20 protein-coding genes are annotated in these 26,974 nt (G+C 48.2%); all 20 read right to left on the bottom strand.

The genetic code is table 11. The features are described 5' to 3' along the window. Positions 1 to 50 precede the first annotated feature (50 nt). Entirely contained in the window at positions 51 to 8,693 is an 8,643-nt protein-coding gene (locus tag DWY37_RS05610; protein ID WP_118544426.1) for a DUF3849 domain-containing protein, read from the bottom strand. A gap of 72 nt (positions 8,694 to 8,765) precedes the next feature. Continuing rightward, positions 8,766 to 9,101 (bottom strand): helix-turn-helix domain-containing protein, encoded by a 336-nt coding sequence (locus DWY37_RS05605; protein ID WP_118540970.1) that lies wholly within the window; start codon positions 9,099 to 9,101, stop codon positions 8,766 to 8,768. A gap of 13 nt (positions 9,102 to 9,114) precedes the next feature. Further along, positions 9,115 to 9,381, bottom strand: coding sequence for a hypothetical protein (locus DWY37_RS05600; RefSeq protein WP_055171206.1), 267 nt, complete (start codon positions 9,379 to 9,381; stop codon positions 9,115 to 9,117). A gap of 15 nt (positions 9,382 to 9,396) precedes the next feature. Then, complete coding sequence (locus DWY37_RS05595; protein WP_117946820.1) at positions 9,397 to 11,508, bottom strand: type IA DNA topoisomerase; 2,112 nt, start codon at positions 11,506 to 11,508, stop codon at positions 9,397 to 9,399. Beyond that, a complete protein-coding gene (locus DWY37_RS05590) occupies positions 11,509 to 13,101 on the bottom strand; it encodes a CD1107 family mobile element protein (RefSeq protein WP_118540968.1) in 1,593 nt (530 codons plus the stop codon). Then, a complete protein-coding gene (locus DWY37_RS05585; RefSeq protein WP_118540966.1) occupies positions 13,079 to 13,336 on the bottom strand; it encodes a DUF4315 family protein in 258 nt (85 codons plus the stop codon). The genes DWY37_RS05590 and DWY37_RS05585 overlap by 23 nt, the downstream gene beginning before the upstream one ends. A 15-nt stretch (positions 13,337 to 13,351) precedes the next feature. After that, positions 13,352 to 15,946: a CD1108 family mobile element protein gene (locus DWY37_RS05580; RefSeq protein WP_118540964.1), complete on the bottom strand. Its 2,595-nt coding sequence runs from the start codon at positions 15,944 to 15,946 to the stop codon at positions 13,352 to 13,354. Next, positions 15,946 to 18,441: a VirB4-like conjugal transfer ATPase, CD1110 family gene (locus tag DWY37_RS05575; RefSeq protein WP_118540962.1), complete on the bottom strand. Its 2,496-nt coding sequence runs from the start codon at positions 18,439 to 18,441 to the stop codon at positions 15,946 to 15,948. The genes DWY37_RS05580 and DWY37_RS05575 overlap by 1 nt, the downstream gene beginning before the upstream one ends. After that, entirely contained in the window at positions 18,389 to 18,796 is a 408-nt protein-coding gene (locus tag DWY37_RS05570) for a PrgI family protein (protein WP_118544427.1), read from the bottom strand. The genes DWY37_RS05575 and DWY37_RS05570 overlap by 53 nt, the downstream gene beginning before the upstream one ends. Positions 18,797 to 18,847: 51 nt before the next feature. Next, the gene (locus DWY37_RS05565) at positions 18,848 to 19,720 is read right to left on the bottom strand and encodes a VirB6/TrbL-like conjugal transfer protein, CD1112 family (protein ID WP_118540960.1); all 873 of its coding nucleotides are present in this window, start codon (positions 19,718 to 19,720) and stop codon (positions 18,848 to 18,850) included. A gap of 13 nt (positions 19,721 to 19,733) precedes the next feature. Then, entirely contained in the window at positions 19,734 to 19,895 is a 162-nt protein-coding gene (locus DWY37_RS16465; protein ID WP_118540958.1) for a Maff2 family mobile element protein, read from the bottom strand. Between the two features lie 21 nt (positions 19,896 to 19,916). Further along, positions 19,917 to 21,527 (bottom strand): recombinase family protein, encoded by a 1,611-nt coding sequence (locus DWY37_RS05555; protein WP_002605633.1) that lies wholly within the window; start codon positions 21,525 to 21,527, stop codon positions 19,917 to 19,919. Between the two features lie 100 nt (positions 21,528 to 21,627). Next, a complete protein-coding gene (locus tag DWY37_RS05550) occupies positions 21,628 to 21,810 on the bottom strand; it encodes a transposon-encoded TnpW family protein (RefSeq protein WP_002605634.1) in 183 nt (60 codons plus the stop codon). Beyond that, on the bottom strand, positions 21,807 to 22,664 hold the full coding sequence (locus DWY37_RS05545) for an ATP-binding protein (protein ID WP_002605635.1): 858 nt from the start codon (positions 22,662 to 22,664) through the stop codon (positions 21,807 to 21,809). The genes DWY37_RS05550 and DWY37_RS05545 overlap by 4 nt, the downstream gene beginning before the upstream one ends. Beyond that, the gene (locus DWY37_RS05540; RefSeq protein WP_002605636.1) at positions 22,661 to 23,419 is read right to left on the bottom strand and encodes a phage replisome organizer N-terminal domain-containing protein; all 759 of its coding nucleotides are present in this window, start codon (positions 23,417 to 23,419) and stop codon (positions 22,661 to 22,663) included. Before DWY37_RS05540 ends, DWY37_RS05545 begins: the two co-directional genes overlap by 4 nt. After that, a complete protein-coding gene (locus tag DWY37_RS05535) occupies positions 23,409 to 23,600 on the bottom strand; it encodes a hypothetical protein (RefSeq protein ID WP_006058351.1) in 192 nt (63 codons plus the stop codon). The genes DWY37_RS05540 and DWY37_RS05535 overlap by 11 nt, the downstream gene beginning before the upstream one ends. Before the next feature lie 186 nt (positions 23,601 to 23,786). Beyond that, entirely contained in the window at positions 23,787 to 25,409 is a 1,623-nt protein-coding gene (locus DWY37_RS05525; protein ID WP_002602093.1) for a relaxase/mobilization nuclease domain-containing protein, read from the bottom strand. After that, the gene (locus DWY37_RS05520; protein ID WP_002602094.1) at positions 25,381 to 25,779 is read right to left on the bottom strand and encodes a plasmid mobilization protein; all 399 of its coding nucleotides are present in this window, start codon (positions 25,777 to 25,779) and stop codon (positions 25,381 to 25,383) included. The genes DWY37_RS05525 and DWY37_RS05520 overlap by 29 nt, the downstream gene beginning before the upstream one ends. A 478-nt stretch (positions 25,780 to 26,257) precedes the next feature. Further along, on the bottom strand, positions 26,258 to 26,470 hold the full coding sequence (locus DWY37_RS05515) for a helix-turn-helix domain-containing protein (protein ID WP_117946832.1): 213 nt from the start codon (positions 26,468 to 26,470) through the stop codon (positions 26,258 to 26,260). After that, entirely contained in the window at positions 26,463 to 26,885 is a 423-nt protein-coding gene (locus DWY37_RS05510; protein WP_118540956.1) for a sigma-70 family RNA polymerase sigma factor, read from the bottom strand. Before DWY37_RS05510 ends, DWY37_RS05515 begins: the two co-directional genes overlap by 8 nt. Between the last annotated feature and the right edge of the window lie 89 nt (positions 26,886 to 26,974).

Here is a 26,974-nt window from a genome sequence, read left to right as displayed (position 1 = left end):
TTACTGCACTACAGGGCAGTCTTTTCCCAACTGCCCTGTACCAAATTTCCTTACAAACATTCCTCTTTGCTCTTAGTATTAAGTTTCTCCGGCATCTTCTGATCGAATATTTTCTGCTTCATCTCGGCAAGTTTCTCCTTGACGGATACCCGCCCTCTGGAACCGTCTGCTAACATCCGCTCCTTGTCATGCTCTGCGATACGCTCCGACATCAGAAAACTTGCAACAGTCTTTAACGGTTCCTCTGCCACCGCCTGTATATCTTCCGCCCTGTCCGGCTCGCCCTCCTGTGCCTGTGCGCTCTGCTCTCCGTTTTCGTCGTCCGGCTCATCATCGCCCATATCCAACGCATTATCGCCTTTTTCGTCCATATTCAGAAGTGCATTTAACTCTGCAAGGCGCTCTAGCTTCTCCGCCAGTTCCTGCTCCTGTGCAAAAGGTTTTGTGACTTCCACCTTTGCGGTTTCAAGCTGATGTTCCACGTTGGAAAGCTTCTGCTCCACGTCTGCCATTTTTCCGGTCATTCCCTCTAACGCATTTGATAGTCTTTGCAGATTTCCAAGCGGATCGGCTCCGATTTCCACCTCATGGCTCAGACTTCCTTTTAAGCTGATCGTAAACTTTGAGAAGAACGAGTCAAAGGACACGCTCATCTTAAATCCCTGAAATTCTCCGATTGTGACCGCCATGTTTGGCTGTTTGGCACTCCGGCACATATCAATCAACGCCGCACCCGCTTCCTTTTTGTCCGTATAGGTACGGTTGCCTATCTTCATGGAAAAAGCGTCCTTATCCACAGGCTTATGCGCCGCATAGGTCTGAATGTCCGTCCGATACCCTTCAAGCCTTTCTTTTAAGGCTGTGATCTGCATCGGGTAATGCTTTGCGATATTGTCCTCCAGACGATAACGCTGGCTTGTGTGGTTCGCCTTTAAGAGCTTCAGCTTTGACACCTGTATGTCCAAGTCCATCTTCTCCTTGATGTAAGGGTTTCCGGTTGCAAGTGCCTTGACCTCTGCATAAGAAAGCGCCGCTTCGTCGATGTCCTCACAGGAACGTACCGGGGACTTGCTCGTCATGATCTGCCCGATAAACTTCTGCTTGTTCTCAATGAGCTGCCATGAATAGCTGTCGAAGGTACCTTCCGTCACATACCGGATAATCTTGACCTTATCATTCATGTTTCCCTGTCGTAAAATACGACCTTCCTGCTGTTCAATGTCAGACGGACGCCAGGGCACATCCAAATGGTGTAATGCAATCAGTCTGTCCTGTACGTTGGTTCCGGCTCCCATTTTGGCAGTAGAACCCAACAAAAAACGAACCTGTCCGCTTCTTACCTTTGCAAACAGCTCCGCTTTCCTTGTTTCCGTATTGGCATCATGGATAAATGCGATTTCTTCCAGTGGGACACCCTTCTCTATCAGTTTGCCCCGAATGTCCTCATAAACATTGAATGTACCATCTCCTTTCGGTGTCGATAAGTCACAGAAGATAAGCTGTGCCGACTTCTGTTCCTTTGTTTCCTCCCATATCTCAAATGCCTTGTCCACACAGGTGGTAGCTTTGGAATTATCCTCATCGGGAAGCATATCGTTGATCAAACGCTGGTCTAATGCAAGTTTTCTACCGTCATTGGTGATTTTGAGCATATTGTCAACGTGTGGCTCTACCTTCCTATCACGAACAGCCTCCGCACGATCCGCAAGGGACTGTACCATTTCTTTCTGGTATTCGCTCGGTTTCAACACCACATTTTCGTACTCTGCTTCCGGTACAGGCAGCTTTAGCATATCCGGTGTCTGAATATCCGCACTTTCCTTGAAAAGTGAAATCAGCTCCGGCAGATTGAAGAACTTGGCAAACCTTGTCTTTGCCCGGTATCCGGTTCCTTCCGGTGCAAGCTCTATAGCGGTCTGCGTTTCTCCGAAAGTAGCCGCCCAACTGTCGAAATTACCAAGACCAAGCTTCTGGAGCGTATTGTATTGCAAATAGCGCATATTCGTATAAAGCTCAGTCATACTGTTGGAAATCGGTGTACCTGTTGCAAAGGTAATACCCTTGCCACCTGTCAGCTCGTCCATGTACTGACACTTTGCAAACATATCCGAGGACTTCTGTGCTTCTGTCTGTGCAATGCCCGCCACGTTCCGCATCTTGGTGTATAAAAAAAGGTTCTTATAGTTGTGGCTCTCATCTACAAACAGCCTGTCAACACCAAGCTGTTCAAAGGTTACTACATTGTCCTTGCGGGAAGTATCGTTTAATCGGCTCAGCCTTGCGTTTAATGATTTTTTCGTCTTTTCCATCTGTTTAATGGTGTAACGCTCGCCCTTTTCCGCCTTGACCGCTTCGATTGCCATTTCTATTTCCGTTATCTGCCGCTCAATCATGGCAGCCTGTCTTTCCATTGAAAGCGGTATCTTTTCAAACTGCGTATGCCCGATAATGACCGCATCATAATCCCCGGTTGCAATACGGGAACAGAATTTCTTACGGTTGGCAGGCTCAAAATCTTTCTTTGTGGCAGCTAAAATATTTGCACCCGGATACAGGCGCAGGAAATCACTCGCCCACTGCTCTGTTAAATGGTTCGGTACGACAAATAAGCTCTTTTGGCAAAGCCCTAACCGCTTGCTCTCCATTGCTGCAGCAATCATTTCAAAGGTCTTACCTGCACCCACACAATGGGCAAGCAGGGTATTATCGCCGTAAAGCTGATGTGCCACCGCATTAAGCTGATGCGGTCTTAATGTAATGTCCGGTGTCATGCCCGGAAACTTTAGGTGGGAACCGTCATACTCTCTCGGTCTGGTGGAATTGAAAAGCTCGTTGTACTTGGCACACAAGGTCTGTCTGCGCTCCGGATCACGAAATACCCAGTCCTTAAAGGCTTCCCTGATAGCTTCCTGTTTCTGACTGGCAAACGTGGTTTCCTTTTTGTTAAGAACTCTCTTTTCCTTCCCATCTTCCTCTATCGTATCAAAGATACGGGTATCACGAAGGTTTAAGGAATCCTCCAGAATGCGGTAGGCATTTGCCCGGCTCGTTCCGTAGGTCATATTGACAAGGGAATTGCCACGATCCGCATTTTTGCCCTTTACGTTCCACTGTCCTGTCACATCGGAATACTGCACCCCTACAAGGTTACGGTCAAAAAGGTAATCTGGTGTTTCAAAGGTTTCCCGCATGAAATCCTCGATGTACTTAGGCTCAATCCATGTGGCACCGATACGCACCTCAATCTCGCTTGCATCAAGCTCCTTTGGCTGAACGCCCTCAAGGGCTGTAACATTGATTGCAAACTCCGGACGGTTCTCTGCAAATACCCTTGCGGTTGCCAGCTTCTCCCTGACATTGCCGCTTAAATACTCGTCTGCGGTTTCCCACTTTTCTGTGACCGGGTTCTGGAAGATCACTCCGGCAAGTTCCTTTGCCACTTCTTCCTCGCTTTTTCCCGTAAGCTCCGACATATAGGCTAGATCTACCCTTGCTTTTTCCCCTAATGACACCGCCAGTGCTTCACTTGCGGTATCCACGCTTGTGACAACCTCTGCTTTTTTAATGGTTCGCTTGGAAAACATATCAGCCTTGCCTTTGAAGTTGCCCTCATCGTCTAATTTCTCCAATGAACAAAGCAGACAATAACTTGAGTCCTGATTAAACGCTCTCTTATTGGTCTGTGAATTGATCAGACCGTATTTCTTGGAAAACGCATCATACAGCTCATTAAGCTCTGCCTGCTTGCTCTTAATCATATCTTCCGGGTACTCGTTTAATTGATAGTCAATCAGCTCCTGTGTGCAGTCACGAATCTGCACCATGCCTTTCATGCGCTGCTCCATCGTTTCTGATACGTCCACAGGCTTCATAATGGAATTTTCCCGGTAATACACCCTCTCGTCCACGATAGTATAACTGTAATTCTTCACGCCTGGATCGGCGGGGATTGCTTCTCTTGCCAGCTCATCGTCAAGCTCATCGAACTCTACCTCGTCAATGCTGCCCTCGATATGGGATATAGCCTTTTCAAGCTGCTTGGATAGAGGAATGGCTGTATCCGGTGTACAGGTGGCTTCCATGCCAAACTGCCCGCTGACCATTTCCATTTTTCCCATAATCATTTCCGGGTGGTCTGCAAAATACTGGTTCATGGCTATGCCATCTTCATTTTCACAAAGATGCACCCAATCCGGCTCGATGTCGATTACCCTGTCACGCTTCTTTAAGAAAAGAATGTCCGAAGTGACCTCCGTCCCCGCATTTTCCTTAAAGGCTGTGTTGGGAAGCCTGATTGCTCCAAGAAGCTCCGCTCTCTGCGCAAGGTACTTTCTGACTTCCGGGCTTTTCTTATCCATTGTTCCCTTTGAGGTGACAAATGCCACTACGCCGCCCGGTCTGACCTTATCTAAGGCTTTGGAAAAAAAATAATCGTGTATGAGAAAGTTATGCTTATCGTAGGCTCTGTCTGCTACCTTGTACTGACCGAATGGCACGTTTCCGATTGCAACATCAAAGAAATCGTTTGGATAATCTGTCTTTTCAAATCCTGTAATTTTCACATCGGCATTCGGGTATAGCTGCCTTGCAATTCTTCCGGTAATTCCGTCCAGCTCCACACCATAAAGCCTGCTCTCCTGCATATTTTCCGGCAACATACCGAAAAAGTTTCCAATACCCATTGCCGGCTCCAAGATGTTTCCTTTTGAAAAGCCCATTCGTTCCATCGCATCATAAATTGCTTTGATAATTACAGAGCTTGTATAGTGCGCATTTAAGGTACTTTCCCTTGCTGAATCGTATTCCTCGGCTGACAACAGGCTCTTTAATTCCTGATATTCACTTGCCCAATTCGCTTTGGTTTCATCAAAGGCATCGGCAAGACCGCCCCAGCCTACATATTTTGCTAAAATCTCCTGTTCTTCTGGTGTGGCAATACGGTTTTCGCTCTCAATCTTTTCAAGCGTTCTGATAGCTTCCACGTTCTGACGGAATTTTTCTTTTGCCGCAAAGCCTTTTCCGGCACTTTCCTCTGTTTCCGGAGCAATGTGGAAGTTGACTGCACCCGATTTGTCAATCTGTGGCTGTTCCTTTGGCGCTTCTGCTTCATTCTGCGGCTCTGGTTCGGCAATCACTTCACTTTCTTGCATTGGATTGGACAATTCTTCATTTTTCTGTTCATATTCACCCCATACTCTTTGGGAAACAGCAGAAAAATAAGGAGATTCTTCTTCCATAATGCTGAAGCGAATCTCCTCCATGTCCTCAAGGCTCTTTGCCCCGGCTATTTTATCATGGTACTTAAAATATAATGCTTCCCTGCCAAGAATACCCTCCAATCGTGCCAGTTCAGGCTCCGGCATACGTTCCCAAATATCATTCTTCTCCGTATGAATGGTAAAGCCTTCTCCGTCATCATGGTACTCAAGCGTATATTGCAGCTTATCATGTTCCCCACGAATATCACACTCAAAATCATAGACTGTTGTTCGTGTACCTCTGATATATTCCCGGTCTATCAATACAAGGTTTTGAACATCATCCGCAGTCAAAGGCTGTTCTTCTGTCTGCTCTATGGAAGGCTCTCCCTCATAACGTGACGCATACTGTCTGGCATCCTTTAACAGACCGTCCATCTCCAGAGCTTTTTCTGTTTCGCCACTGATTGTCTGCATCATTACATAGTCTGCCGCTTCTGCAAAAAGGAAATCATAGACCTCTTTTCCTTCTAAAGTACGCTCATCGTCAGTAATCGTGACCGCCTGTGTTTCCTCGTTCCAGCCAACCACATCTTTCCGGTCTAATGCTCCGCAGATTTTAACCACAGCCGACATTTCAGACAGCCTTTCATTTAACTGCTCTATGTCTGATTTTTCGGTTTCCGGTGCTTTTGCTTCTCCTTCAGAAATGGTTTCTATTTCTTCCCTCTCCGGTACAGGCTGTTTTTCCGGCTCCCTGTCCAATTCCTGATACCGCCTTGCCTGATTGGTAAAACCGTCAAGCACAGCCGGATGCGAGGTTACAATCAGATCTCTCGTATTCCATTCTGCACTCGGTACAATGCCCTTTGCCCATTCCTTGTTATTGACAGAAAAGCGTCCGTCATGGGATAAGTGTGTAATAGTGTTGGCAAGAACATATTCCACACGCTCCTTTCCATACTGCTCAATCACACCCTTTGCGGTATCTCTTGGAAGCGTGGCACCGTCAAAGTTCTCTGCAATCGCCTTCTCAATGGCTTCCTTACATTCTAGGCGAGTACCATGCTCTAACTTCTCCTGTTCTTTTTGCATGGCTTTCTCTGCCTGTTCCTGTTTATACTGTGCATAGGCTTCCTTTCCCTCCGGCGAAAGGTATTTATCTGCCTGCACAAGCTCCCGGATACGTTTCTCCACTACATTCCAGTTTAAAAGCACCTTTGTGTAAGGATTGCCATAGTTACCTTTCTCCAGACGGATACCTTTGGCATCGTGATCCTCGTGCCCACTGTCACTTCCCGGAAGTGCATGGGAACTTCCACCCGCACCATATTCATTTTTCAGAAAAGCAATGTTGTCTTTCTTGTCATGCCCTTCCATGAAATACTCATAGATACGGAACTTTCCATGTTCAAAGCCGCTTCCACCTGTCAGCCTGTAATCAATCTCGTCCTGTGTGATAAAATCCTCATTCCTTACCTCTACCGTATCAAGTGCCGGAAATTCTTTCTTTTCCACACCTAAATCCGCAAGCTGTTCTAATAAATAATTCGGTCTTTTCACATACCGCCATTTAATCTGCTTTTCTCCGCTGTCAAGCTGTGCTTTTGCCTTTTCAAGCTCATCCTGAATCAGTTCTCTGCCCTCAGTGGTGGATAAAAGCTCACATAGCCTTTCCATGCTTGCCGGGTAGTTAGAAAATTTAAGCTCCAGACTCTCCGGCATTTCCGATATACCATCACGGAAGAAATTGTTAATGTCCGTAGCAATTCTCTCACGCTCCACCGCATCCACAAGAAATACTTCATTGGTACTCATATAAGTACCCTTCTCCACCATAACACGGATATGGCTTTCCACTTCGCTCCAGCTCATCACTGCAAGGGTATTTTCCTTTGCCGATGTACCATAACTGATACGCATACCCATTTCATCAAACCACAGTGAAACAGGATTTCCGTCAAACTCAAAACCTTTTCCGGTGGTCTTATACTCGTTCTTTAAAAATTCTGCCATTTCTTCCGGTGTCTTACCCTGCTGATACTTGGCATAGATACGTTTTCTGCTGTTATCCCTACCGCCGCCACTGCGCAAGATACTGTCAATCTGCTCCTGTGGCAAAGAAAAAGCAGCGGGCATGGTATATTGAATACTTGCTTCCGCTGCTGCGATTGTGCCGACCTGTTCCTCAAAGCTCGGAAACAGGCTTAACTGCTGATAGGTTCCCTCCGGCTGTTCGATATTTAACTGTATATCAGTTCCGTCATCACGATCTCCTCTGCTGAGTGTACGATGCTGTTCATCTTCGCTACCCAGAGCATCTGATTTTCTGCTTTCATCTGCTCCGTTATCCCCTCTCTCTCCTTCATCTGTCCGGTCAGAAGCTCCATTCTCTCCTCTGCCTGCTCCTGTATCATTAACAGGTGTTCCTTCAGCTTCCCGTTCAGAAGAAGTCCCGTATATACTCCGTTCTTGTGTTCCTGTAAAAACTTCTTCCTCATCAGTCCGTACTTCGTCAGTACCTCCTTCGGCTGTTCGTCCATTACTACCATCGGTATCTGATAATCCCCGTTCTTCTCGTATGTCAGATTCATCATATTTGCTCCTTTCCCCGGCTTCTCCGGTCTGTGTGATAGATTCTCCGTCTTGGCTTTCGCTTTCACGCTTTAAAGCATTGTAGCGTGTTTCTGAGGTATTTGCAAGTCCTTTTTGAACAGAATTTTCCGCTGTGTGGTTTTTTGCATTCTCCCTCTCATACACACCGATTGCTTTGCCTATCTCCATCAGGATAGGCTTTGATAAATCGGACACGTTGCTACCAAGCTGTGACAGCGTTTCCACTGTGTTAAACTCATGGATATAAGGGAAATTTATTTCTTCGGCAAGCTCACTCTCCTCCATGCCACACCGCTTTAAAACGGTATAGGCAATACTGTCAGCAAGGGTTTCCCGTATCCTTACTTCTATATTCAGCTCGTCCAGTTCCTCTAAAAAGCTCCCTTCCTTTAAGTATTCCATATCCGAAGCAAGCTCCTTATAACAGTCCTCTGCAATACGTCCGGCGATCTCCCGGATACGTCCCACAAACCCGGCTTCCATGTCGGTATCCCCATAAGTCTTTTCCAAACGGGAAAGCACCGCTTCCATGTGTTCCTCACGCATCTCCCAAAGGTTAGGGAATTGTCCGATTCTTCTTGCCTTGTGAACGTCTGATATGTCAAAGACATATTTCAAACCGGAAAAACTGTCCTCATCAATCAGCGCAATGCCCTTTGCACCTTTGTTTACCCAACAGTGCATCTTTTCATTCCATATCTCTATGGAAGCACAGGCGGTTGCATCCGGTCTTTGGGCATAGATTAAAAGCTGTTCCTTGAACGGATATTTGTACAGTCCGGAAGCAGTATTTAAGTACCGCCTCCAGCTTTCTTCATTCCGCACGACTTCTTTTGCTGTTTCCTCTGCCAGTGCGGAAATCAATTTATATTTTCTCATGATAAACCTCCGTAAAAAAGGCTGTAAGGCACTTTAAGCACCCTACAGCCTGTGACCAGTTACTTATCGGCATCAAGCGTAAAAACCATGCTCCTCAATGCCTTTTTCCAGAATACAGTTGATCAGTTCCTCCAACTCCACGTTGTTAATCTCGCTGACAACGATCAGCTTGGCAAGGGTATCCTTCGGAACAGATACCGCATAACGCTCCTCATCTGCACGAAGCTCATGCACACAGATACCAAGTCCGTCTGCAATCTTGCACATAACACCAAGTTCAGGCTCCTTAACTCCTGCCATAATGTCAAGGATTGTTCTCTCCGGCACACCGGAAATTCTGGAAAGCTCCGCAATCCCGATTTCTTCCTCTTTCATCACATTTAATAATTTGTCTCCTGTTGTAAACATATCCCTTTCCTCCCTACTCTGCTTTTCTTCCAAATGAAAATGTATCTTCTTTTTCCTTTTTCGGGGCAAATCTGCCTTTGACTTCCAAAAGCCTTTTTTCCATAATGGAGAACATGGCTTCCACCTGCTCCTGTGTGTACTCATAATTGGTGCGGTTGGAAAGGTTCTCAAGCCTACCGATTGCATCAATGACTTTGTTCACACGATACTCCCCAAGACGGACAAACTTGTCCGCCTTGCTCTCATTGTCCTGTACTTTCTTTGTTTCTTCTGCTCCCATTGTTACGTCCTCCTTTTATTTTTTCTTTCCTGTAAATTTCTTATTGGGAAACTCCATGACAAACTTAAACTGCACTCCGGACTTTTCTTCTCCGTCCTTTGTGTAGTGGTATTCTTCCGTACCGCTCGGAATGATATAGGCATCGTATTTCTTGCCCGCCTTGCTTGTAAGCCCCTTTAACAGCGTCTTTTTCCCGGTAAGCAGGCTTTCCACCTGTTCATCTGACAGGGCAACACCCATGATCCGGCTTACATTCATGCCACACTTATTCTTACAGAAAGCTCCGTATTTTCCCTTTACCACCTCTCCGCCGCAGTTTGAGCATTTACCAAGCACCTTCTGCTCCTGTGCGAACATTTTTTTCTGCTCGTCACTGACTTCGTGGTAGGTGTGGATTAAGTCAGATACCATTGTTTCAATATCTGCCATAAAGTCCTCACGCTCCATCTCTCCCTTTGCAACAAGGGTAAGGGCATTTTCCCAGTCAGCGGTAAGTTTCGGGGACTTCACCACATCGGGAAGCACCGTAATCAGCTTTATTCCGTTCTCTGTGGGGATCATCTGCTTTTTCTCACGCTTCACAAAACCGTCCTTGACTAACTTCTCGATAATGTCTGCTCTGGTGGCAGGTGTGCCAAGTCCTTTGCGCTCTACATCATCTCCCATGTCCTCACTTCCGGCTCGCTCCATTGCGGACAAAAGGGAATCTTCCGTAAAGTGCTTCGGCGGTGTGGTGTAATGTTCGCTAATCTTCGTCTGTACCCCGTTAAAGGTCTGCCCCTTTGAAAGCTCCGGCAGTTTCTTATCCTCCTGCTCCTTATCTTCCATGGTCTTAAAGGAACGTTTAAAGGTATCTTCAAAATCTTTCCACCCGTTTTTTAAGACCGACTTGCCGGAAGTGGCAAAGGTGTAACCACCACAGGTAAGCTCTGCTTTAACCGTTTCATAAAGATGTTTCTCCCCCGTAGCACACAGCAGTCTGTTGGCCACAAGGGATAAAATCTTTCGCTCCGTTTCCGGCAGTGCTGCAAGGTCAGCTTTGGCAATCTCCATTGTAGGAATAATCGCATGGTGGTCTGTAACCTTTTTGCTGTTTAACACACGCTTAATATCCGGATTAAACATCATATTTTCCTCAAACAGAATGGAACTGAAAATCGCTTTGATTACGTTTCCGGCAGTCTGCTCCATATCGTCAGACAGATACTGGCTGTCCGTTCTCGGATAGGTACACAGCTTTTTTTCATAAAGGCTCTGGGTGTACTCTAAGGTCTGTTTTGCAGTAAACCCGAATAAACGGTTTGCATCCCTCTGGAGCGTGGTAAGGTCATAGAGCTTCGGTGATGCCACCGTCTTTTCTTCCTTTACCACAGACGTAACAAGAGCCTGTCCATTCCGACAAGCTCCTGCAATCTGTTCCGCTTCTGTTTTGCTGTCAATCCTCTCTGTTGCTGCATCCACGCCGCCGCAGAGGATGTGAGCCATGAAATACTGCTCTTTCTTGAAATTCATAATCTTGCTCTCACGTTCCACAAGCATTGCAAGGGTAGGTGTCTGTACTCTGCCCACCTTTAACACCTTGCCGCCATATAAAACGGTAAAAAGCCTTGTACCGTTGATACCCACAAGCCAGTCCGCTTCCTGTCTGCAAAGTGCAGAATGGTATAAATGCTCGTAGTCACTTCCCGGCTTTAAATTCTCAAATCCTTCTCTTATGGCACTCTCCTCCATGGAAGAAATCCATAAGCGTTTCATCGGTTTGCTGCATCCCGCCTGTTCATACACCAGACGGAAGATAAGCTCTCCTTCCCGTCCGGCATCGGTGGCACACACTACCTCATCCACTCTGCTGTCATGCAAAAGACCATAAAGCACATCGTACTGCTCTTTGGTATCCTCCTTAATCTCATACTGCCAATGTTCCGGATTAACGGGAAGGCTCTCAAAAGTCCATTTCTTCCACTGATCTCCATAGCTTTCCGGTTCTGCAAGCTCTATTAAATGTCCCACGCACCAGCTTACAAGATAGCCGCCGCCCTCAAAATATCCGTCCTGTCTGTCTAAGGCTCCCAATACATCTGCTATGCTTTTCGCCACACTCGGCTTTTCTGCGATTACTAACTGCATTTATTCGTCCTCCTCATCGTCTTTCTCAAAAAAATCGTCCTCTGTGTCCTCGGTTTCGTCCTCATCTTCCAAGACTTCTTCTTCCTCGTCCTCCTCATCATCTTCATCAATAAACTGCTCTTTCTTTTTCTTTACCACCTTGAAATAGTAGCCTGCGCCGATGCCAATAACTGCAATGATGCCAAGTACAATATAGGTTCCCCTCGGATTATCGGTCTGTGCGGGCTGTTCTTCTTCCGGCTCCTCTGTGCCTTCTTCCATACTTTCCTCGCCATCCTCCGGCAATTCTTCTGTTCCCTCAGTATCCGTTTCTGTGTTGTTGTTCGGCAGTGCGCCGTCACTTACCGGAATTGCAGACTCCAGTGCAGCGGAATTTTTCGGAAGCGTTTCGCTGTTTTCCGTTGTTGTATTTAATAAATCATTTTCGCTGATCTCTGTCAGGAAGTAGACCATTTCCTCATCCCCGTCCCTGTCGATAATCAGATAAAACACCTTATCACTTGCAGTCTGAATGGTGTAAAACTCTTTCCCTTTCTCCGACTGTTCTGCATTATTTTCTGCCTGCTCCGAAGCATCTGCTTCCTGCATGGCAGCTTTTTTCTGTTCTGCAAGACTGGTTTCCGATGTGGTATTGCCCTCACTGTCCGTTTTCGTATGCTCTGTTACCTGTCCGGTTGCTGAGGAAGGCTTGGTTGCTTCTGCACTGACCGGGAGCTGTTCTGCAGGATTGCTTTCGTTACTGTCCTCCGCTTCCGGATCGGTGTAATACGGATTGGCTGTCTTATAGACCTCTGACATATTTCCGGCATTATCCATTGCGGAAATGGTAAAATACTGATACCCTGCATCAAACTGTTGCAGACGGATATTCAAAACGCCATTCGTCAGCTCGGTAAATTCATAACCATTCACATAGACTGCCTTGATACCGGAATCCGTATCGTGTGCTTGTACGCTTAACAGACCATCGCTAACCGCCGCATTTAAGGTTGGCTTGGTAAAATCAAAGCACTTGATGTAACGGTTCTTCTCGTAGGTATTGCCCTTCTGGTCTGTCACAAGCACATAGACGGTGCAGTTTTCCGAAATCTCCACATACATATCCTCTGTGATGTCTGTCCAGCTTCCATTCTGTGCGACTTTCGCCTGTACGCTTTTTACGGTAAAGTTGCCTGACTTTGCCACATCTTCAACTAAGACAGGTACCTTTGTGGTATCATTGTGCCACCCTGTCGGTGTATTGATTGTGATTTTCACGTTGGTATTCACATACTCACAAAGACTGTAATCCTCTTTGCAGACCTCACATTCCTTATCCACCGAGTACTGTGAGCATTTTTCCTTACAGGCACATTCCGGTGTGGGAATGTCATTGCCGGACACCGTAGAGCTTTCCTGTTCACTTTCGCTTTCTTCCTCATTTCCCGTAGACGGTGTTTCCGTTTCACTCTCATTTTCCTCTGCATCCGTATCCTGTGCCTGTACCGATACGGTATTGCCGCTGTTTGCCATAAATGCCCCAATCGGCATACAGAACAATACTGCCGATAAGATAAGGGACATGATCACCTTAACTGATAACTTTTTCTTCATTTCCTGTTCTCTCCTTTTCTTTTTGTGCTAATAACTGCAAAATCTCGTCCTCGCTGAATTTGATAAGTAATTGCAGCTTCTCGGACGAGATTTTATGCTTTTCGATAATATCCAGTTTTTCAGCTCTTTCCGCCATACGTTTTTCTTCTTCCAGGTTCTTTAACTTTGCCTGCATGGTGGCAAGCTGTTCTTTTGTCTTTGTGATTTCCTTTTCTATTCTCTGGCTTTTTGTCATAGTATCTCACTTCCTCTAATTCAATCTTCCAAAACTGTAAAAATGGCTCTGCCAGTACGGAGTGTTAATGGAAGCATATTTGATTGGATCGCCACAGTGTATCATTACCCCGTTGCCGCAGTAGATGCCTACATGACTGACTGCACCTGCTGAATTATAGGTGCCTGTGAAAAAGATAATGTCTCCCGCTTTCGCTTCGCTTGCCGATACGGGAGTACACTGGTCATAAATGCCCTGTGCGGTTGTTCGTGGCAGATTGTGTACGCCGCTGTTGGTAAATACCCAGCACACAAAACCGGAACAGTCAAAACTTGTGGACGGAGACGAACCGCCCCATACATACGGATAGCCTAAATACTTGGCTGCTTCCTCCATAAGTGCCTGTACGGTTGCATCATCATAGGAATCCGGTGGTATGGCATTTCCCGGCGCACCGCCGCCACCTCCCGGACTTTCACCATAAAGCGTTCCCTCGCCTACATCAAAATAAAATAATGGATTATAATACTCTCCGTTATATAAGCACTCGATATGCAAATGGCTTCCGGTACTGCTTCCGGTGTTTCCCGTAGTTCCGATTACCGTCCCTTTGGTTATGCTCTGACCTGCACTGACACTCAGGCTGTCCATGTGGGCATATTTTGTGGTGTAACCGTCTTTTTCGATGACCACATAATTCCCGTAATAGCTGTCATAAGCTGCTGTCGTGACTGTACCGTCATGGGCTGCATAAACGGTTGTGCCTGTAGGCACTGCTATATCCACGCCCCGGTGCAGTTCCTCATTTCCGGTGTTCGGGTTCTTGCGGTATCCATAATAGCTTGAAATATAGTTATACCAGTACAGATCAAGCGGAGAAGCAAACTGCTGTAAAAGCCCGCCTGTTTCTGCATACATGGCATAAATCTCTGTCTGTTCTGCATCCATCTTTCCGGCAACAATGGTTTCCAATGGTTTGACCGTAAGCACTACCCTTAATATGCTGACTTCGTATTCCTCCTCTTCCTCGTATTCGTATTCTTCCTCTGTCTCCTCTCCTGTTACCGGATCAGTAACAGTGCGTGTACCTGTCTTGGTTACTGTCCTTGTCCTTGTTTCCGTATCCGGTGTAAGAGTCAGCGTATACATCTCATCAAAAAGAGCCTGTACCTCGCTTTCCACCTCACTTGCAGTAAACTCCGTATGGACAGCCGATAAATACCCGATCAGCGTAAACGGATTGTGCCCGATTTCCCCCAGATTATAGGAATACTCATCATATCCCGGATAATCGGTTTCGATGTTGTCAATCTCATTCTGAAGGTCAAGCTCCAGTCTGGTAAACTGCAAGTCTGTCGCATCAATCTCTGCCGGTTCGCTCAAATAGCTTGCCGCAAGCACCGTAGACTGCGTATCTGCAAACATCGCCCCACAGGACGATACCGAGGTCATAATCATAATAAGAAGCACCGCCATGATACCAACCGTTATGAGAACACCCGCATTTTTGCTTGCAATCTCCTGTAACTTCTTTGCTATGGCGGTTGCAGTATTGGCAGTCTTTGACACTGCTTCCTGTGCCGCTTTTGTGGCAGCTCCCTTCTGTCTTGCTTTCATATACTCCCGTTTGATGCGCTGTTTCTGTAAACGCTTCTGCAATGCTTTTTTCTGCATCTGCGGGTTTTCCTCTAAAAACTTCTGGTACTGGAAGTTGACCTCTTTCTGAAACTGCTTTTTTTCCAGCTTCGCTATCTTCGCCCGCTGTCTTGCTTCCTTTCCCTTATAGTGCCTTTTTACAAAGTCAAACAGTTCCTCAGCCTTCTGCTCCGTTTTATGGGCACCTTCCACAGCAGAGTTTTCTTTTTCGTTCTCGGCAATTTTGCCATGCACGAAATTTCTGCTTTCAGTCTGCATTCGCCGCATGGTGGTCTTAGAAAGGCTCTCCTGCTTAAAAGGCTTCTCCTTATCCAGCGGAACAACCACATATTTCCCCTTGCCCGTTTCCTCGTCAAAGACTCTCTGCAAGGTATATTCCCGCTTCTTGGGAAGTTTTCCTCTAGCCTTTTTGACCTTCTCTGCGGCTTTCTGCGCCTGTTTCTGTTTCTTTTTTAATTTCTCGCTTCCGGTAAACTCCGAAGCACGATCCTCCGAAAAGACCTTTCCGGCATCTTCCGTAAAAACGGTATCTTTGGCTTTCTCCCTGTGTTTATGCTCTCGCTGCACACGCTTTTTGTGGTATTTGCCCTTTTCCTGTGACTGCCTGTAAGTGTCCCTGCGGTGGTAATCCTCTTTTTCTTCCTGCCTTTTCCCGTTTTCCTCCGTCTGACCGGAATTATCCTGTCCGGAAAACGTGTTCCCGGCTTTGGTAAATGCCGCCTTTTCCTCCTGTCCCTTATCGGCACCGGACTTCTGGACATTTTGCCCAAAAGTTTCCCCATACTCCTTTTTCGCATGGCTTTTCGATGCGCCGGGCTTTTGTGAAGCTCCTGTTTTCTCCTGAAAGACAGCGGAAGCTCTCGGCTGAAAATCTAAGCCGCCGCTTTTTTGAAAGTATGGATTGCCTTCCTTTTGAAATTCTTTCACAGCCTTTTTATGGGAAGCGGTACTTTTTCCTGTCTTTTTATCTGCCATTAACTCGCCTCATCTTTCTTAACTGCTTCCTCCGGTTTGGTGTTCATAATCGCATAGGTCTTGGTGTTTGTCGGATACTTGTCAACAAACGGGATAACCACGTTGTCAAACAGGATCAGACCGCTCCCCGGCTCAGAATTGGTTACATGGGCAAGCTGCTTTTCGGAAAGTCCTAACTTATCTGCAAGGATTGCCTGATCCTTTGCGTTCTGGTTTAACAGATACACAAAGTCACTGTTACCCAGGATACCCTCGATTTCCTCTGAACGTAAGAAGTCACCCACGTTCTGGGTAAGCCCTGTCGGGATACCTCCCCACTTTCTGAAACGCTTCCAGATTTCCACAGAGTAAATGGCAGTCTGCTTTTCCTTTAACAGAAGGTGGAACTCATCACAGTAATAACGGGTGGCAATCTTACGCTCCCTGTTCTGTGATACCCTGTTCCATACTGCGTCCTGTACGATCAGCATACCAAGCTCTTTTAACTGTTTTCCCAAGTCCCTGATGTCAAAACAGATGATACGGTTCTGTGAGTCCACGTTGGTACGGTGGTTAAAATAATTCTGCGAACCGCTTACATACAGCACAAGGCTGTTGGCAATTCTGACTGCCTTTGCCTTTGCTTCCTTTGCAAGCTCTTTTTCCACGTTTTTCGGCTCATATTTTAATAGTGCATTGTATAAGTCCTCAAGGATAGGCATATTCTCCGGTACAGGGTTTTCAAAATAGGTATCGTAAATATGACGGATACATTCGTCAATGATACCCTTCTCATCATTCTCCAGACCGTCCTTTCCTCCAGCAATCAGATCACACAGGGTAATGAGAAAGTCACTCTTTAATTTCAGAGCTTCCTTATCCCCTTTATGGGATAACTGAATATCCATCGGGTTTAAATAGTCTTTGGAATCAGTGGCAAGTCTTATGACCTGTCCCTTTAGTGCCTGTACCAACGGGAAATACTCTCCCTCCGGATCACAGATGATAATGTCATCTCTTGTCATAAGGAAACATGATAAAATCTCCCTCTTTGCACTGAATGACTTACCGGAACCCGGCGTTCCGAGTATCACGCCATTTGGTGTACGGAGCCTTTTGCGGTCTGCCATAATCATGTTGTTTGAAAGGGCATTTAATCCGTAATAAATTGCCGGAGCAGGCATGAACAGCTCCTGTGTGCAGAACGGAACTAAAATAGCAGTGCTTTTCGTTGTCAGCACTCTCTCAATTCCGGTATCATTGCACCCAATCGGTGCGGATGCCATAAGTCCCTGTTCCTGTAAATACTGCAAGCATCGTAAGTTGCAGTTTGCCTGCTGGATAATGCCGGACACTCTCTGCGTGATGTTCTCAAGCTCCCTTTTTGTCTTTCCGTAACAGGTAATCAGGAAGGTCATTTTGACAATCTTCTGGTTGCTCGTGTTCAGATCGTCTAAAAGTTCTAAGGTGTCCTTTTCATAAGTGATGATGTCCGTAGGTAGAATGTCCATATCGTAGCCACTGCGGACAGCCTTTTTCTGCTCCTCAATCTTCATTTTCTGAATGTTCGTCAAAGCTCCCTTTAACATCTTGATTGCCTTTACCGGGTCCATCGTCTGCATGTGCATGGTAATGGTAAGGTTATCATCAATGTCAAGGAGCTTCTTTAACAGCTCGTCATTAAATCTCGGTGCGATAATATCCAGATAGTGAACACTTCCGTACATACTGCCGGACTTAAATCTGCTCGGATAGCGGAAATCAAACCCCGGCGGTGCAATATAGTCTTTTACACTCTTGCCGGACTCTGACAGTTCCTTAAATGAAAAACGGAAAGGCTCCATCGTTCCCTGATTAAAATACTCATGCAGGATACGAAGTCTTTCCTTTCCGTCAAGTGACCGGGTATTCGTGCCGATGTTATTTAAGTTTCGGATAACATCTTTCTCGATATTATTCAGTTTGTTCCTTGCTTCCTTGTATCCGGTGCTTTCCACACCAAAAATGAGATACTTTGACTTGATGATACCGTTGTTTCCCTTTGCCGACTGATGCTTCAACATCTTTGTGTATTCCTCACGAATATCGTCAAAATCATCATCCTGCAAAGGTATGTCAAACTGCTCCGCAAGTGCCTGTTCATTGACCTGCCTGTTGAATAGGAACAGTTCAAACTTAATGGACGGATCAAAGTAATTGATGAGCTTACTGTACTCCTCTAAAATATCTCCCTGGTCTTCTACTTCCAGAAGGTCATAGTTGATGTCGTAAAACTCCACCATCTTCGTGTAAAAATTATGTGTTACCTGACAGATACCATCACGAAACATCTTTTTGAAGGTAATGGTTTTCTGTGCAGTATCCGGCTTTGCCTGTTCCTTCCCGTTTCCGGCAAGGATACGTCTAAGCTCCACTAACCGCTTCTTTTCCGAAAAAGTAAGTCCGGCTCTGCTTGCCGCCTTCTTATTTTCCGGCATTCTGCGGTTTTCGGCTTGCGCCTTTTGCTTTTTCTTCAAGGTAGCGCACCTCCTTCTTTATTTTTTCTCTTTCCTCCAACTGCTCGTAGAGGTTTTCCGATTTATAAGGACGTATCCCCGGTGTAAGCATCTTCTGCCGTATCATAAAGTACAGAAGTTTTTCTGCCGGAAACCCGTCCCTTTCGTACATTGCCAAAAAGAAAAATGGCAGCATCACTCCCACCATGATAAGGGCTGCCGCCTGTGTTCCTAAAACTCCCTTTGTAAGAAAATACAAGGGAACTCCGGTAATGGCAGCTCCGCTAAAACAGATGATCTGTCTTTTGGTAAGATTTAATGCTACTTTTGTTTTGATGCCACTCAGGTCTTTTGGCACTGGTACTGATATTGCCATAGTCTGCTCCTTTCGTGTGCATACCCATATATGGGCAACGCCCACCATGAATTAGTGAGCGTTAAAAATTGATTTTGATAAGGAACCTGTCTTGAATAAGCTGAAGCATAAGATTACGGTATAGGCTGCCACAGACCATAAGGCGCTGTGAAGGTTACTTGCCACTGCCACGCTTGCCACAAGCACAGCATAAATCGCCACACATACCATAATGAAAAATCCCTGAAATGCTAAAGCGATAAGTCCCTTTAGATAGTTGGTTCCGACTGTTCCCCATTCCCTGTTGGTTACGGTTGCCGCCGGAATTGGTGCTACTGATACATAAAGGTATATTTCAATCATACGTCCGTATAAAATGACGGTGATAAGGACGGACATGATTTTCATACACAGGCTGATGATCATGGTTTCCATGCCAAGTCCTATCAGCTCCCCAATCCCCATACTGTCAATCTGGCTGTTGAACATGGAAGTAAGCGTAGCCTGCACATCCAGACTCGTTGAGCCGGATATGGAAGCTGCCGCCTGTGTCACTACATGACTTCCCACGTCAAAGACCGCCATGACAATATCAAAGGTCTTAGAAAGTAAGCTGACAGCGATACAAGCCTTGAATAAAAAACGGAAGAACAGGCTCGTATCAAAGTCGTGCATATTGTTTTTGTCGATAACCATTGTGATCAGCTCATAGACCAGTACAAAGCTGATAATCATTCCCGCTATGGGGACGATGACATTTTCCGATAACGTCTGCACCATGCTGAAAATACCGGAGTTCCATGAGCTGGGTGTCTTGCTGACCTCCCCTGCAATCGTGCCTACCTTGTCATTCACATCGGTGAACATGGTTTCAAGGTTGGACAGCACCCACCCTTTCAGCATATCCTTTATGAAATCAGTGATCTTGTCAATGATTCCACCCATGAAGAACTATCTCTTATGAGAACAGTGTGGATAGCTGTGGAATCACCGTCTGCGCCACAATGATAATGCCCCCGCCAGACATAAGCTGCTTGATACCCTGTGACTTTGCTGATGTGTGATAAAGAAGTAGTAGAAGTGTAAAAAATTTTGCCGTTCCTATCCGGCGTTTGCGCATTGCGCCGGATAGGTCGGGCGGTCATTCGGGCAGGTCTACCTTGCCAACGAAAGAGTAATAAATATCAATGTCCTGTCTGCGTGTGCCGTTCTCGTCATAGCTGCACTCATGCACAACGATTTTCTCCACAAACTCACGCAAAAGGGTAGGGGTAAGTTCTTCAAAGCTGGTGTACTTGCGGACAACATTCATAAACTTTTCTGCGTTTACCGTGGCTTCCTGCGCTTTGGAAAGCTCTGCCCGGATAGCGGCGGCTCTCTCTTTCAGTTCTTTCTGCTCGGCTTCATAGTCTGCCGACAGCTCCGTGAAACGCTCGTCTGAAATGCGCCCGGTCACGCTGTCCTCATACAGCCGCTTGAAGATAGCGGATAACTCGCTGATACGCTTCTCGGCGGCTTCCAGCTCCTTTTTCCTTGCGGCGTTCCTGCGCTTGCCCCCGTCCTCGTTCTGCTCGATCAGCAGCTTCATAAACCGGGCTTCGTGCTTCGCTGCATAGCTGGTGACTTTCCGCAGATTGTCGGTCACTCCGGCGGTCAACAGGTCGGTGCGGATAAAGTGCGCCGTACAGTCACGGGTACGCTTCTTGTAGCTCCCGCAGATATAACAATCCTGCTTGCGGGTGGCGTTCTGGTAACGCTGCTGGTAAAGGACGCTGCCGCAGTCGGCACAAAAGAGTATGCCGGAGAATAAGCCCACTTCATCATAGCGGTTCGGGCGTTTGCGCTGCTTGCGTAACTCCTGCACACGCTCCCACATCTGGGTGTCAATGATAGGCTCATGGTGGTTCTCGAAAATCGCCTGTTTCTCAATGGGGTTCTCTACGCTGTGCTTGGTCTTGTAGGACGGCTTCTCCGTCTTGAAGTTTACCAGACAGCCCGTGTACTCCCTGTTTTCAAGGATATGTACCACGGTATTGGTCGCCCACTTGCACTCATAGCCGGGGTGGTAGCGGCGGGTGCTTCCCGTCCGACGGTATTCCAGCGTTCCCGGCGTGGGGATCTCCTGCTCTGTGAGCATACGGGCTATCTTGGTCGGCCCGTTCCCGGCAAGGCACAAGCTGTAAATCTGCCGCACAACAGGGGCGGCTTCCCCGTCAATGATAAAATTTTCGTCCTCGTCCATAAAGTAGCCGTATACGGGTTTGCTCGTGACGGGCTTCCCGCTCATACCCTTAGACCGTTTTACTGCTTTGATTTTCTTGCTCGTATCTCTCACCAGCCATTCGTTAAAAATGTTCCGCAGAGGGGCAAAATCATTGTCGCCCTGTGCGCTGTCCACTCCGTCATTGATAGCGATAAAGCGGACGCCTTTCTGTGGGAAAATCATTTCCGTATACATTCCCACTTGCAGATAGTTTCGCCCTAACCGTGACATATCCTTGACGATAACGGTGCCGACTTTTCCGGCTTCAATGTCCGCAAGCATGGCTTGAAAACCGGGTCTTTGGAAGTTCGCCCCAGAATAACCGTCATCTGTGTACCATTGCAGATTGGAAAAGCCGTTCTGCTTCGCATAGGTTTCAAGAATACGCTTCTGGTTTGAAATAGAATTGCTCTCACCTTGCAGCTCGTCCTCGTGGGATAATCTCGGATAAAGGGCGGTAATAAGGTTTCGGGTGGTCTGTCTTAACATAGTGTCCTCCATTTCCGACAGCCAGCCCCACTATTCCGTATGACTATCATACCACACGCCGGGGCTGGCTGTACAGTCCTTTCTGCTTCTTTACGTCCCGTCAAATTGCCGATTTTTGTGTAGCAGCTTCCGCTTCCAGCACTTTCAGCATTTTATCGGCGGCGGTGGCGGTGGTGTCCTGCTTGAAATAGCCGGAAACGACAAGGACAGAATTACCTATGCGGATTTCCGTCACGCAATCCGGGCGGCGGGTGCTGCGGTCATTCTTTGGGGTGTTGGTCATAGGCGGCTCTCCTTTCTGTTCATCAGCTTTTTCAGTTGTCCCATTTTCTCCTGCGCCGTGGCTTTTCGGAAGTTGCTCCCGGTAAAGCGGACAGGAGAACACATTTCAATCAGACGGTCATAAATGCGGGCGTGGGCGGTGTCCTCCGGGTGCTGCAAGTCCTCCAGCGTGAGATTAGTCGTGACGATCAGCGGCCTGCCGCTGCGGTAACGGCTGTCAATCACGTTGTAGACCTGCTCTAAGCCGTATTCCGTTCCCCGTTCCATTCCAAAATCGTCAAGGATAAGCAGCGGGAAGCTGCAAAGTCGGGAGATATATTCATTCCTGCCCTCAAAGCTGGCGGCAAGGTCACCCAATATCAATGCAAAGTTTGTCATGCACACGGGGATTTCACGCTCCATAAGGGCATTTGCGATACAGCCCGCAAAATAGCTCTTGCCTGTGCCAACGCCGCCCCATAGCAGATAGCCAATGTTGCGCTCTTTCATGGTTTCCCAGTTCTCCACATAGAAATGGGCGTGTTCCATTTGCGGGCACTTGCCGTTGTCGTTCTCAAACGTCCAGCCCTGCATAGCCGGGTCTGTAAAGCCCCGCCGCTTCAACCGCTCGACAGTTTCAAGGTGACTGCGCTGTTTCTCTGCGGCTTCCCGTTCCTCACGCTCTGCCCGCTGGCAGTCACATTCTGCCGGGTGGCGGTCACGCCCCAGCCATGCGGCGGTTTCTTTGGGGAAATAGCCCTCTTTGGGCTTGTGGCACTTCCCGCAGTATAAAAGCCCGTCCTCGCCGGTGTAGTCCTCCGGCTCCGGCGTGGTGTCGGTCATATTCAAAATCATTTCATCAAATCCATTCGTCATAAGCTCTCGCCCTCCTTACAGGTATAATCGGGTATGCCCTTTTTCGGGGCTTTCTTGGCTGCGTCCTCCTGCGCCCACTTGAAAATCGTGGCTGCATGGCTCTTGTATTTCCTCCCGCTGGAAGCGATATGGCAGGATAGGCGGTCAATGTAATACTCCCACTTGCCGGGAAGCTCTGTTTTCAGCCCGTCAAGCTCCGTATCGGAAAGAATGACATTGTGGTATCTGCCATAGGCGGCGGGGGCGGGGTGTCCCGTTTCTAACTCTCTCTCTTTTTCTATTTCTATATCTATCTCTTTCTCTATCTCTATCTCTGGTGGACAAATGTCCGCTCGATATGGTGGACATTTGTCCGCCCCTGTCTGCGGCAGGGCTTTTTGTTCCTGCAAAGCCAGCCGCGCCCTGCGCTTGCGCTCCCCCTCGGTAGAGGACTGGCCGATTAAAAGCTCAATGTTGCTCATGTAGAGTGCGCCGCTTGGCAAAGGCTCCACAAGCCCCAGCTTCATAAAGATTTTCAAAGCTCTCTCTACGGTACCTACCTGCTGGCGGGTAATGGTCGCAATCATCTGGGCGGTGTAGGGGATATTCTCGTCAAGCTGCAATTTCCCGCCGTTTTTCAGCGATTTCAAGTACAGCTTCAAGAGAATGTTGGAATAGATAACGCCGTCCTGCATACTTTCCAGCAGAACGATTGCATCATCGTCAAAATAGCTCTCTTTCAGCTTGAGGTAGTAATATTTGCGGTTATCTGCCATAGGCTGCGTCCTCCTTTTTCCAGCGTTTGGAATAATAGCGAGGGCATAGTATGATAACCGCCCGGAAGCTCTGTTTGCAGTCACGGGTGCAGCCCCGGCATAGGTCGTTGTAAGTGATACGGTTGCGGTGGTTGAGGAAGAAAGACCATTCCAGCCGCCGCTTCTTGCTCATTCTCGGCAATGGTAAGCTCCTTTCTGCCGTTCCTATCGGTGTAGCGGGATAGGGGGCATTTTCTGTATGTTCTCGGTATCATTTTCGGGCTTTTTCTGCCCTGTAAGCCCCGTTTGGAAGTCGGGGAGTATTGCGGTAAGGGTTCATATCATACCTGTATTTTTGTAGGGTTTCGGTATCATTTCGGGGCGGTCTTTAACGCTCCTGTTCACGCTTTTTCTGCTGGCTCGGTGCGCCCCTTAAAATCTGGTCGATATTGCGTCTGACTGTCTGAAGCTCCTGCGCCCGCTGGCGTTTCTCCCGGTAGTCGTTATATCCGGCGTTCTTCTGGACGGTAAGCTGCTCAATCTCCCTTTGCAGGGCTTTGCTGGCTGGCAGCTTGGTTATTCCATGCTCCCGGAAATAACGGGCGGCTGTGTCCGCTATGATAAAATCGCTTTCGTGCTGTTCCCGGTAGGCTCTCCGGGCTTTCTCCGATTTCTGCGCTTTCAGACCGTCACGGGCGGGCTTCGTGCCGATATAGCCCAAAAGGTTGCGCTGCAATTCCTTTTTCTCCCGGATAGCGGCTTCCAGCCCTTTCAGTCCGGCAAGGCTCTCCTGCGTGGCGGTGTTGGCTGCGGAAATGGCAGCGTCCAGCTCGTCCGGGGAAGAAAAGCCATACTGCTGGTAGAGCATGAGGGTAGCCGACATCTGTTTGAGGTTGTGCATGGTCGCCCACTTCTCATAGCCCCGTCCTTTCCCCTCGGCTCGCTTGGCGGCTATGTCTACCATGCGCTGTACAGCGTCATTGTTCGGGGCGTTTTTCGCTTCTTTTTTCGTCCGTAAGCGGTCTTTGATACTGCCGGGGTATTCCGCTATGGCTGCGGGTTTTTCGGCGGCTCTGGCGGCGTTCTGCTCCAAAACGGAGAGGACAGCAGCCCGGTCAAAATCGTCCCCCAGCTTCCGGGCGGTAATTGGCTTCGTCCTGTCCGGCGTGAGGTAACTTAGCCGCCCCCGGCTCTCCTTGACGGTCACACCATGCCGGAGAAGCAGGGCGGCAAACTCATCAAAGCCGGAAGCAGCGGCAAGGGCTTCCCGGATAGTCCGGCGCAGCTTCGCCTTATCCGTTTCAAACTTGGTCTGCCGGGGCGCGATACCGTCCGCAGCAATAGGGGCGTTGGCTCTGTCAAGGGCAGCCTGTCCTTTCTTCTGCGCCCAATACTCACGCTCGGTAATGCGTTCTTTGCTGCCGTTCAAAAGGTCTATCTGGTAAAGCCCCTCGCTGTGGCACATCTCCATGACTTCGGCTTTCAGATAGTTCATAGCTGCGTCCGTACAGCGGTGCTTGCAGCCTGCTTTCCTGTCCGCTGGCCTGTCCATGTGGGGCAGCATGGGAACCTCCGCAATCCGCAGACTGTTAATGACGATATGCACATGGATATTTTCGGTGTGGCTGTGTCCGTCCGGGTGGGTGCAGACAAGGGCCTGGTGTCCGGGGAAATGCTCGGCGCAGAACTTCTCGCCCAGCTCCTGCGCCCGATCAACGGTCAAGCCGTTGTCCGGGCCGTCCCGTGGGTCAAAGCTGATGATGTAGTGGTGGCTCTTTACGTCCTCCCGTTTCTGGTTCTTGCCGTAGCGGAGATTGGAGCGCATACAGGCAACGGCAAAATCCTCCCCGCCACAATTCAGAGAGGATATGCGGTAGTCTACCCTCGGTATGAGCCGCCCGTCTGCGTCAAGGGTGGGCTTCATGGTAAACTCGTCATGCTCGAATGTGAGGTATTTTTCAGCGTCCCCGTAGTTGGCATTTTTAGAGCTGATATGTTTGAGTATCGCCAACGGCTTCACCTACTTTCTGCAAGACTTCAAACTTCAAGGCGGCAAGGTCGGCGGCGGCTCCCCGCACTTCCTTTTCCAGCCCCCGGTAGGGGCTTCCGTATTCGTTCAGGCTCCGGGCAATCTGGTTTAAGTTGCCGCCGATTTTCCCGTACTCTGCCGTGAGCTTGGAGAGGGCGGCAAGCAGCCCGTCATTGACCGGGGAAACGGTGACAATGGGGCGTATGGTCGCTTTCCGTATGGCTTGCCGGATAAACTCGGACTGGCTGATTTCATAAGCCGCCAGCCGCCCGGTGAAGTCGGCGTATTCTTCATCGGTCATGCGGGTCTTTACCACATGACGGCGGTGGGGCGTATTGTATTTCTTTCGCATGGTCTGTGACCTCCTTTCTCGCCCGACAGGGCGCATAGCAGGGTTTGGGGAAGGCACTCCCCAACAAGATTCCCGCAGGGGCAAAAATAAGCGGAGAGCGAATTTTGGCACCTCGGTAGAATCTTGCTCTCCGTAACTGCAAACCCCGGCGCATATGGGGGCTTCTCATTTTCCGCTAATATAACGCTCGAAAAGGGCTTTGCTGCCCGCTGTAGGCGGTCTTTTTTCCTTTCCGCTAAAGATACATTTCAAAGACCGTCATCTACCCGCTGGACGGGGATTTTCTCAAATTTCCTTTTGCTCCTGTAATCCGGGCAACAGCTTTTTGGCAACTGGCGGGGTAGAGAATTTTTCTTTTCACTCACTACTGCAACCGGCAAGGGGCAAAATGGCCGGAAATAGAATAGAAAAAAGCAGTAAATCTTTTTCAAGACTTACTGCTTTCGATGGCCGCCGGTGGGCGGCAAGTATTCAGTTTTTATGGCTCGTCCGGCGGGTAGTCAAATTGGAATTTGAGCAGACAGGCAATCAACCGTTCTTTCACATAGTCCTCAACTTCGGCATTGACTTGCCCGTTCATTTTGGAAAAGTATCGGATATATCCGGCATAGTGGGAAAGAACTGCGTCCACGGCTTCCGGGTCGCCTTCATGGGCTTTGACAATGGTTTCATAGGGAAGTAGCCTACTCATGGCGGCTCACCTCCATTTCCTCCCGTAACCGCTGCAAGGCAAGTTGGATATGCCGCCCCGCTGTGCTGCGTGTTTGACCAAAGTACGCACCGATCACGCGCTGCGGCTGGTGCAGGAAATAGTAGCGGAAGATTTCTTCCTGCGCTTGTTCCGGCAAAGTCGAGAGTGCAGCGGCAAGGGTGACGTTGCAGAGCAGGACGGTCTGGCCGCAGACGATAAAGGGGTGTTCTTCGTCCGGCTCCGGCTCGGCAAACTGGACAAACTTCTCATTTGTCAGATAGCCAAGGGAAATTTCCCGTTCCCATTTCTGCCGCAGCCGTATGATTTTCCCGATGGCGGCATACCGAATAACGGCTTTACAAAAGGCGTTGTGCTTGCACCGGATATACTCTTGATAGGCTTCAATCTCGGTCATGGAAATTCCCCCTCTCTGAATAATAGTACGGGGCGGGCAGCACTCCTTGCTGTCCACCCCTTGATTGCCTGCCAGCAAAGGCGGGCGGG

This window comes from Roseburia sp. AF25-13LB (assembly GCF_003478915.1).
Lineage (GTDB): Bacteria > Bacillota > Clostridia > Lachnospirales > Lachnospiraceae > Roseburia_C > Roseburia_C amylophila.
The sequence above is the reverse complement of the archived record's forward strand: the minus strand, read 5'-3'. Positions and strand labels throughout refer to the sequence as shown.